The organism is Polaromonas sp. (genome assembly GCF_016185115.1).
In the GTDB taxonomy this organism is placed as follows: Bacteria; Pseudomonadota; Gammaproteobacteria; order Burkholderiales; family Burkholderiaceae_C; genus Polaromonas.
In genome coordinates, this window is sequence record NZ_JACPOF010000008.1 from 161,823 (window position 1) to 172,021 (window position 10,199).

At 63.2% G+C, this 10,199-nt stretch carries 7 protein-coding genes; 6 read left to right on the plus strand and 1 reads right to left on the minus strand.

Annotated features, from left to right (window positions below; translation table 11 throughout):
- The first annotated feature begins 41 nt into the window (after positions 1-41).
- From HYX42_RS05810 to HYX42_RS05835, 6 genes are all read left to right on the plus strand, one after another.
- On the plus strand, positions 42-4,163 hold the full coding sequence (locus tag HYX42_RS05810; RefSeq protein WP_293400779.1) for a YhdP family protein: 4,122 nt from the start codon (positions 42-44) through the stop codon (positions 4,161-4,163).
- Positions 4,160-4,966 carry a carbon-nitrogen hydrolase family protein gene (locus HYX42_RS05815; RefSeq protein WP_293400781.1) on the plus strand — a complete coding sequence of 269 codons (807 nt, stop codon included), beginning with the start codon at positions 4,160-4,162 and terminating at the stop codon, positions 4,964-4,966. The genes HYX42_RS05810 and HYX42_RS05815 overlap by 4 nt, the downstream gene beginning before the upstream one ends.
- 29 nt (positions 4,967-4,995) lie before the next feature.
- Positions 4,996-7,101 carry an ATP-binding protein gene (locus HYX42_RS05820; protein ID WP_293400913.1) on the plus strand — a complete coding sequence of 702 codons (2,106 nt, stop codon included), beginning with the start codon at positions 4,996-4,998 and terminating at the stop codon, positions 7,099-7,101.
- Positions 7,102-7,120: 19 nt separating this feature from the next.
- On the plus strand, positions 7,121-7,753 hold the full coding sequence (locus tag HYX42_RS05825; protein ID WP_293400783.1) for a response regulator: 633 nt from the start codon (positions 7,121-7,123) through the stop codon (positions 7,751-7,753).
- A gap of 84 nt (positions 7,754-7,837) precedes the next feature.
- Complete coding sequence (locus tag HYX42_RS05830; RefSeq protein ID WP_293400785.1) at positions 7,838-9,037, plus strand: MltA domain-containing protein; 1,200 nt, start codon at positions 7,838-7,840, stop codon at positions 9,035-9,037.
- Between the two features lie 28 nt (positions 9,038-9,065).
- On the plus strand, positions 9,066-9,389 hold the full coding sequence (locus HYX42_RS05835; protein ID WP_293400787.1) for a hypothetical protein: 324 nt from the start codon (positions 9,066-9,068) through the stop codon (positions 9,387-9,389).
- Positions 9,390-9,656: 267 nt separating this feature from the next.
- On the opposite strand, the gene HYX42_RS05840 is transcribed toward HYX42_RS05835, so the two are convergent.
- Positions 9,657-10,142 (minus strand): Lrp/AsnC family transcriptional regulator, encoded by a 486-nt coding sequence (locus HYX42_RS05840; protein WP_293400789.1) that lies wholly within the window; start codon positions 10,140-10,142, stop codon positions 9,657-9,659.
- Between the last annotated feature and the right edge of the window lie 57 nt (positions 10,143-10,199).

Sequence of the window (10,199 nt, forward strand, 5' to 3'; positions counted from 1 at the left end):
GACCGGCCAGGGTGGCGCCGGGGGTCATAATTCTGATGCCCATGACCGAGACGAAAGCCGCATCGCCAACCCCAGCGCCGCACCCCGCCTTGCGGCGAATGCGGTGGCTGGCTATGTCGGCCCGCGTTCTGGTCTGGTTCATCCTGGCAGTCTGGTTGCTTTTCACTGCAAGCTGGGGCTTGCTGCACGGCTGGATTGTGCCGCGAATCGGGGAGTTCCGCCCAAGGCTGGAAATGGAGGCGACAAAAGCGCTCGGTGTGCCCGTGCGTATTGGCCAGATTACCGCACGCTCCGAAGGGCTGATTCCCTCTTTTGAGTTGCGCGACGTGGTGCTGCTCGACCCGCAGGGGCGGGAGGCATTGCGCCTGCCCCGACTGCTCGCAGCCCTGTCGCCGACCTCTTTGTGGGGCAAGGGCTTCGAGCAATTGCATATCGACCAGCCTGAACTGGATATCCGCCGCACGGCCGACGGCAAAATTTATGTCGGCGGACTGGACGTGTCGCAGAACAGGGCTGATAACCACGAGGCCGTGGACTGGATCTTTTCGCAGCGCGAACTGTCCATCAAGGGCGGCACCATACGCTGGACCGACGAGTTGCGCCGCGCACCGACCCTTGCGCTTGGGCAGGTCGATGGCGTTTTGCGCAACAGCCGCCGCGGCCACAACATGCGTGTGGACGCCACGCCGCCGCCGCAATGGGGTGAACGCTTCAGTGTGCGCGGGCTTTTCAGGCAGCCGCTGCTGTCCCGCAATCCGGGCGACTGGAGTGAATGGTCGGGGCAATTGTTTGCGGAATTCGGCCGGATCGATGTCTCGCGGGTCAAGGAATACGTCAGCCTTGAGGCCGTGGGCATGGACCTGAAGACCGGTAATGGCAGCCTGCGCGCCTGGGCTGATATTGAGCGGGGGCAGATCACGGGCGGTACGTTTGACGTGGCGCTGGCTGACGTGGATGTGCGCCTGGGTAAAACCCTTCAGCCGCTGGCAATTGAGTCCGTGAACGGGCGATTTGGCGGCCGGCAGATTGCAGACGGTTTTGATTTCAATACCGAGGGACTGCGCTTCAATACCCGGGACGGGCTGAAGTGGCCGGGTGGAAACCTTGCAGTGGTTTATACCGACGCACAGGGGAAAACCGGACAAAGGGGCGAGTTGAAGGCTGATCGCCTTGATCTTGCCACGGTGGCGCAGATCGCGGCGCGTCTGCCGCTGGGCACCGCCACCCACTCACTCCTGTCTTCCTACGCGCCCAAAGGGCTCGTGGAGGCGATTGACGCACGCTGGCAAGTGCCGCGTGAGGGTCCTTTGAGCTATGCGGCCAGGGGGCGGGTCACTGGCCTTGAGCTTTCGGCCGTGCCCTCGGCGCTTCCGTCGACTGCCTCGCATCCGCACGCCGGCCGGCCTGGTGTCAGCGGCGCAGCTGTGGATTTTGACGTGACACAGGATGGCGGCAAGGCCGCTGTGAGCATCGCGCGCGGCTTTATCGACGTACCCGGTATTTTTGAAGACCCCCGCATCACCCTCAACAGCCTGTCCATGGACGCCCAGTGGAAGACCGCAGGCGCAAAAATCGAAACACAGCTGCGCAACATCAAGTTCTCGGGCGATGATGCCGAGGGCGTTGCGCAACTGGGCTGGCAGTCGGGGGAGGCGGGTTCCCTGGGGGTGATAGACCTGCAGGGCAGCCTGGCCCGCGGCAACGGCGCACGGGTACACCGCTACCTGCCGCTGGTCCTGCCCGACAGGGTGCGCCACTATGTGCGCGATGCCGTGGTGCACGGTGATGTCAGCGACGTGAAGTTCAGGGTCAGGGGCCCGGTCGACGAGATCCCCTTCTCCAACCCCGCACGCGGTGAATTCAAGGTCACGGCCAAGGTCAAAAACGGTACGTTTGTCTATGTTCCCGCGTCCGCGCAGGGCAGGGATGCGCAAACCTGGCCTGGCCTGGGCGATGTCCAGGGGGAACTGGTATTCAACCGCGCCTCGCTTGAAGTCAATAACGCGACAGCCAGGGTGGCGGCTTTCAATGGCCTGCAACTGGTCAGGGCCGATGCGCGAATTCCCGATCTGATGCGCGCTGCGACAGTAGAACTCAACGCCAGCATCAAGGGCCCGCTCACCGATGCACTGGGGTTCGTCAATGCATCGCCCCTGGCCATGATGACGGACCAGGTGCTGGCCAAGGCTGTGGGCAGCGGTGCGGCCAGCTACGGTCTGCGCCTGAACATTCCCCTGAACGAGGTCGAAAAAACGAAGGTACAGGGCACGGTTTCCCTGCCCGGCAACGATGTGCAGTTCACGCCGGCCTCACCCATGTTGTCGCGGCTCAGGGGCGTTGTGGCCTTCAGCGAAAAGGGGTTCAACGTCCCGGTCGCGCAGGCCAGGCTGCTGGGCGGGGATGTCCGTTTTGACGGTGCGGCGCGAGCTGCGGGCGCAGGTGAGGCCAGCGTGGTTTTCAGGGCCCAGGGCAATCTGACGGCCGAGGGTTTACGGCAGGCCAAAGACATGGGCCTTGTATCACGCCTGGCGCAGCACGCCACAGGCGGCGCGGCCTACACGGCGACGATAGGTTTCCGGCGCGGTGTGCCGGAGGTCATGGTGACCAGCAACCTGCAGGGCCTGGCCGTCAATCTGCCGGCACCTTTCGCCAAACCGGCCGAGACCATCCTGCCACTGCGTTTTGAAAACGCGCTGTTGCGGGAATCCCTGCTGCCGGGGCAAAAGCCGCAGGACCAGCTTTCGCTGTCGATAGGGCGGCTTGCCTCGATTGCGTATGTTCGCGACGTCAGCGGTACGGAGACGCGCGTGATCCGGGGCAGCGTCGGCGTCGGGCTCGAGCCCGGCGAGGCCGTGCAGGTGCCTGAAAGCGGTGTGGCCGCCAATATCAACCTGGCCAGGGCCGATATCGATGCGTGGGAAAAAGTGCTCGCCGAACCCGCTGCGCTGGCTGCTCCTTCCGCCGGTGCGGCGGTTGCCGGACGCGGGTTTTCTTCAGGTGCTGCATTGGCTTACCTGCCCAACCAGCTGGCGATTCGCGCCAGAGAGCTGGTGGTGGACGGGCGCAAGCTGAACGACGTGGTGGTTGGCGCTTTTCGCGAGGGCCTGAACTGGCGCGCCAATGTCTCTGCCGTTGAACTCAATGGTTACGTCGAGTTCCGCCAGCCGGGCGGTCAGGGCGCGGGCCGCCTGTATGCAAGGCTGTCACGGCTCAGCCTCGGACAGGGCAATGCGACCGATGTCGAGAACCTGCTGGAGGAGCAACCTGCCAGCATTCCCGCACTCGACATCGTGGTTGAAGACCTTGAACTGCGCGGCAAGAAACTGGGCCGCATCGAGATCGAGGCAGTCAACCGTGGTGCGTCGGTGATTGCGCGGGATGGCGGTGTACGGGAGTGGCGGCTGAACAAGTTCAATGTCATCCTGCCTGAGGCCGTGCTCACTGCAACAGGCAACTGGGTGGCTGTCAATGCGCAGGCCCCGGGCACAGGTCCTGTTGCGCAGCGGGCGGCAAGAGTTGCGGCGGAGAGGCGCCGCACGGTGATGAACTTCAAGCTGGACATCTCCGATTCTGGCGAGCTGCTCAAGCGCTTTGGCATGGCCGACGTGGTCAGGCGCGGCAAAGGCAGGATGGAAGGCCAGGTCGCATGGATGGGCTCGCCGCTCAGCCTTGATTACCCCAGCATGAACGGCCAGTTCAATGTCAACATCGAGTCGGGCCAGTTTCTCAAGGCTGACCCTGGCATCGCCAAGCTGCTCGGTGTGCTCAGCCTGCAGTCACTTCCGCGCCGCCTGACGCTGGATTTCCGCGATGTGTTTTCGGAAGGCTTTGCATTTGACTTTGTGCGCGGCGACGTCAACATAGCCCAGGGTGTGGCGGCCACCAACAACCTGCAGATGAAGGGCGTGAATGCCGCAGTGCTGATGGAGGGCAGTGCCGATATCGCGAAGGAAACGCAGGACATCAAGGTCGTCGTGGTGCCTGAAATCAACGCGGGTACGGCCTCCCTCATCGCCACCGTCATCAACCCGGCGATAGGTCTGGGCAGTTTTCTTGCGCAGTATTTCCTGCGGCGTCCGCTCATACAGGCCACCACGCAGGAGTTCCATATCGACGGCAGCTGGGCCGACCCGAAAATCACAAAAGTGGAGCGCAAGCCGTGAAAGTTGCTTCTATCCAGATGGTGTCTTCGGCCGATGTAAAGACCAATCTTGCGGCAGCCCGGCAATTGCTTGAAGAAGCGGCAGCCCAGGGCGCAGAGCTCGCTGTGCTGCCCGAATATTTCTGGCTGCTGGGCTTCAGGGACACCGACAAGTTGCCCTTTGCCGAGGAGCCCGGCGCGGGCCTGATGCAGGACTTTCTGGCTGCTTGTGCGAAAGACCTCAAGCTGTGGATCGCTGGCGGCACATTGCCTCTGGCCACAGGCAACCCTGAGCGAGTCACCAACACCACACTGGTTTACAGGCCGTCCGGCGAGGTCGCTGCGCGTTACGACAAGATCCATCTTTTCCGCTTCAATAACGGGCGTGAAAGTTACGACGAGTCGCGCGTGCTGGATGCCGGCCGTGAGCCCGTGGCGTTTGATTTGCCATCCATGGACGGCCACACCTACCGCGTGGGCCTGAGCATTTGTTATGACCTGCGTTTCCCCGAGCTTTACCGCGCGCTGAGGGCCGACCTGCTGCTGGTACCCAGCGCCTTCACCTTCACGACCGGACAGGCGCACTGGGAGGTTTTGCTGCGCGCCAGGGCCATAGAAAACCTGGCTTACGTGCTGGCCGCAGCGCAGGGCGGAACGCATGAAAACGGGCGCCGCACCTGGGGCCACAGCATGGTGGTGAGTCCGTGGGGCGATGTTCTTGCCCGGCGTGAGGAAGGCGCCGGTGTCGTGATGGCAGATGTGAACAGGGCCGACATGGATGCAGACCGCACGCGCCTGCCAGCCATGGGCCACAGGGTGCTGTGAAGTCTGCGTCGCCGTTTTTCAGGCGGCTGATCGCCCTCAAGTGGATCAGCCGGCAGGCGGGCTTCCGGCGCTGGGTGCTGTGGATTCTGCTTCTGGCCCTGGTGGTGGGCATGCTGGGCACGCTGGTGTGGCTTTCGGGCCGTTATGAGGCCAGCCAGATTCAACAGCGGCTGGAACGCGATGCCGCAGAGGCTGTGACCGACATCCGTACCGGTTTCACCCGCAATATCCAGAGCATGCAGGCCCTTCAATCCTCCGAACCCGGCACCGCGACCTGGCGTGTGATGGCCAACGATCTGCTGCGCGAGAACCGCGAGATCATGCGCATCGAATGGCGCGACGAAGACCTCGGCATGACGGCCTTTGCCGACACACCCTACCGCGCTCCGGTGTTTGAGCGCCTGGGGCGTGGCAGCACGCAGTCCGATGTCACCCTGGCCTGCAGCACGTCAAAAAGGTTGAGCGGCGCGGCGTATTCCGCCAGTTATTTCATGCCGCAATCCGATGGGCTGGGCTTTGAAATGCTGGACATGTGCATGCCCATCATGGTCGCAGGCAGGCTTGAGGGCTATGCGGTGGCCACCTATTCGCTGCAGGACGTGCTGGCGGAACTGGTCAACAAGCAGCTCGCCCGCAGCGAGAGCCTGGCGTTCACAGAGGCTGACGGCACCCGGCTGGCCTTGCACGGCACCACCTCGCGCGGCAGCCGTGTCTTCATCGCCCAGCAACTGCTGGACCTGCCCGGCAACACGCTGGTGCTGCGCCTTGAAAGCCGGCGCGGCACACCGGATTACTTTCCCAATGTGTTGACGGCGCTGGTGACAGCGATGTCCGTGGCGCTGATGGCGGTTCTGTTCTTGCTGGCGCGTGACATGCGCCGCCGCCTGAAAGTCGAGCACGATCTCGGCGAGGCGCTGGCCTTTCGCAAGGCGATGGAGGATTCCGTGCTGACGGGCCTGCGCGCGCGCGACCTCTCGGGCCGCATCACCTATGTCAACCCGGCGTTCTGCCAGATGGTGGGCATAGAGGCCAAAGACCTGCTGCACCAGAGCTTTCCCTCACCCTACTGGCCGCCCGAGCTGGCCGAGACCTATCTGCAGCGGCAGGCCATCAGGCTGGCCGGCAACAACCTGCCGCGCGAAGGCCATGAGTCGGTCTTCATACGGCCTGACGGCACGCGCTTTCCGGTGCTCATCATGGAGGCGCCGCTCATCAACGCCGTCGGCAAGCACACCGGCTGGATGAGCGCGATTCTTGATGTCAGTGAGCAGCGCCGCGTCGAAGAGGTTTCGCGCGCCAGCCAGGAGCGCCTGCAGGCCACGGCCAGGCTGGCCATGATGGGCGAGATGGCGTCGCTGCTCAGCCATGAACTCAACCAGCCGCTGGCCGCGATTTCAAGTTACGCCACGGGCTCGCTCAACCTGCTCAAGGACCAGTCCAGCCATGAGCTTGCGGCCCAGAGTCATGGCCGCAAACCGGGTGAAGCCGCGCAGCTTGCCGAGCCTGCGAATGAGCTGTCCAGTGACCTGCAGGTCGCCATGAACCGCATCGCCGAGCAGGCCGAACGCGCGGGCAAGGTCATCAAGAGCGTGCATGACTTCGTGCGCCGCCGCGACCAGGCGCGCGAAGCCGTGCAGCCGCGCGCCCTGCTTGACGCCGTGATGCCGCTGGTCAGCCTGCAGGCGCGCAAACTTTCGGTCAATGTGGTGATTGACGTTGATCCTTCGTGTGGCCCAGTGCTGTGCGACCGCACCATGGTCGAGCAGGTGCTGCTCAACCTGTCGCGCAACGGCATGCAGGCCATGGCCGATTCACCTTCTGCGGGCAGGCATGCCGCAGACCGCGTGCTCACGCTCAGGGTCAGGCCGGCCGCATTCAATGAGCGCAGCCGCTGGGTGGAGTTTGCGGTCATTGACCAGGGTGAGGGCATCTCGCCCGACGTCGCCACGCAGCTGTTCACCCCATTTTTCACCACCAAGGTCGAGGGCATGGGCCTGGGCCTCTCGCTTTGCCGTACAGTCATCGAGCAGCACGGCGGCTTCCTGGGCTTTGAGCCCGGCCAGCCGCGCGGTACGATTTTTACTTTCACCCTGCCTGAAGCCGCACCTGCGGCCAGGCAAGGCCTTAGTGCCTGACCAGCCCCGGGAGACGACCATGGAGCCTGTAAAAAATGCCACGGTGTACATCGTCGATGACGACGCCGGCGTGCGTGACGCCCTGGCCTGGCTGCTGCGCTCACGCCGCCTGCACAGCGAGGCGTTTGACAGCGGTGAGGCCTTTGATACGCACATCAGCGGCAGCTTTGCGGTGACGTCGCCGGCCTGTGTGCTGCTGGATGTGCGCATGTCGGGCCTCAGCGGCCTGGCCATGTTTGAAAAGCTGATTGCCTACGGCCTGCAGCCCACGCTGCCGGTGATTTTTTTGACAGGCCATGCCGATGTGCCGACGGCGGTGGCTGCCGTCAAGCGCGGCGCTTTTGATTTTTGCGAAAAGCCTTTTTCAGACAACGCGCTGGTTGACCGCATCGAGCAGGCACTGCAGCACTCTGCTGCTGCGCTGGCAGAACACAGCGAATCCAGCAGCCTGCAGGCGCGGCTGGACGGCCTGACCGAGCGTGAGCGTGATGTGATGAAGCTTGTGGTGGGCGGCCTGCCCAACAAGCTGGTGGCCGATCAACTGGATATCAGCGTGCGGACGGTGGAAGTGCACCGCGCCCGTGTGTTCGACAAGATGGGCGTCAAATCGGCGGTCGAACTGGCCAATCTGATGCGTACCATTCAACCCTGATTGTTTTTGTCTTCACCGGGTTTGTCGTCCTCACCGGTTTTCAGTTCACCATTCTTGCGGCCAGAGAACATCGTCCACCACACAATGAACACCAGCAGAACCAGTGCTCCCAGGGCTTCAAGCAAGAGCAGGGCCATCACACGCTTTCAGGAAGTTGCAAAAACAGCCGCCATTATCGCGACCAGCTTTCTGCTGTGGTCATGCGCTTCCGGCCCTGGCCCGGTGTTTGTGCCTTCAGGCCCGGTAACAACAACGACCCGGCCGGGCGATGACGGATCGCTGCCGCCTTCCATCACGCAAGCCAAAAGCCGCTGGGTGCCTGTGCGCTGGTCTGATCTGCCCGGCTTTGATGACGACAAACTGTTCGAGGCCTGGAACGCCTGGCTGAAAAGCTGCGAGCGCCCCGGAGCCACCTTCGCCCCCCTGTGCGGCGAGGTCAGGCGCCTGAGCATCGCCTCGGCGGAAGAGCAGCGTGCGTGGATGACCAGCCGCCTGCGGCCCTACCGCGTCGAGTCGCTGAATGGCCCGGTGGGCGGCCAGCTCACCAGCTACTACGAGCCGCTGCTCAAGGCCAGCCGCCAGCAGGGCCCTGGCTACGACGTGCCCCTGTATCGCACACCTGCCGGCCTTGGCAGCCGCAAGCCCTGGTACTCCCGGCAGGAGATTGACACCCTGCCCGAAGCGCGCGCCGCATTGCGCGGCCGCGAGATCGCCTGGCTGGCCGACCCGGTCGATGCCATGTCGCTGCACATCCAGGGCTCGGGCCGTTTGAGCGTGCTTGAACCCGACGGTTCGCAGCGCGTGGTGCGCGTGGCATTTGCAGGCACCAACGACCAGCCCTTTCGCAGCCCCACGCAATGGCTGACCGAGCGCGGCGTGCGCATTGGCGCGCCATGGACCGAATCGACCAAGGCCTGGGCTGCGCAAAACCCGCAAAGCGTGCAGACCATGCTCTGGACCAACCCGCGTTACGTCTTCTTCCGCGAAGAGCCGCTGAGCGAGCTCGATGCCGCTTTCGGTCCGCGCGGCGCCCAGGGCGTGGCGCTCACGCCCGGCCGCTCGATTGCGGTCGACCCCGGCAGCATTCCCTACGGCACACCGGTATGGCTGGCCTCGCGCGGCAGCGTGGTCAGCCTGCAGAGGCTGGTCTTTGCGCAGGACACCGGCAGCGCCATCGTCGGTGCGGTGAGGGCCGACTACTTTGCCGGCACGGGACCCGAGGCAGGCGAGTTCGCTTCACGCATGAACCAGCCGCTGCAACTCTGGGTGCTGTGGCCGCGATAGGGACAGCTTTTACTTTTCCGGAACGTCCATGAACCCAGCCACTGCCCGAATCGCCGCCGTGTTGTCCGCCAGCCTGCTCACCGCCTGCGCAGGCCCGGGCAACCAGCCCGAAGCGCCGTTTTATCGCTGTGAAGCCGGCGTCGACTTTCGCGCGCGCTTTATCGACAACAGCGTGGGGCTCAATGGCTCGCGCGTCAACGACGTGCTGTACCGCGACGCCGGCGGCACGGGCGATCAGGCCTTCTACAGCAACCCCCGCATGAAAGCCGAATTCGGCCTCGGCCCCACAGGCCGCGAAGCCATCCTGCGTTACCTGCTGGTGCCGCTGGTGGTGCGTTGTGTGCGGGAGTGAGCCAGCCTGTGGTGGCCGGTTACCGGCCAGACGTCTGGATTGAAACTTGACGTGAACATTAAAAAATTAGCGTGTACGTTAAAAAATATCGAAAAGTTTAGTTCCATATTAACTTTTCAGGATTTGAGCTTGTTTTCAGTCTGCCCAGAGCACAAAAATGACCAAAAATGGGTTATTTTCAAGCCTTAAATCGGCTGTAGGCCAATAAAGACGAGCGTGAGCAGCTACTTAATTAATAGCAAAATTGCTCTAAGCCGCCAGGCAAAATCACTTCAGGCGCGCTGACAGGTGCGCCAGCGGCAGCGCGCTGCTGGCCTTGACCTCGCCCAGCGAGAAGCTGGTGTGTATGTCTTTCACATTCGGCATGTTGATCAGCCGATGCAGCGCAAACTTGCTGAAGGCTTCGAGGTCTTCGGCCATCACCTGCAGCTCGAACGTGCCGTTGCCGCTGATGTAATGGCAGGAGACGATCTCGGGCAGCTTCTTGATTGCGTCCTCCAGCTGGCGCGTGGCGTCGCCAGTGGTGCGCTCGGTGTCCAGCCGCACAAAGGCCAGAACGCCCAGGCCTATCTTGTGGCGGTTGATTTCGGCCCGGTAGCCGGTGATGTAGCCGGCTTCTTCCAGCGCGCGCACCCGCCGCCAGCACGGCGCCGCCGACAGGCCGACGCGTGAGGCCAGCTCGGCATTGGTGAGCCGCGCGTCGGTCTGCAGGTTTTGCAGGATGGCGATGTCAAACTTGTCCAGTGTTTCCATAAATGACTATTAAACGAAAGAATCTTGCGCATGATAGCCAAATCGGGGCAAAGAACG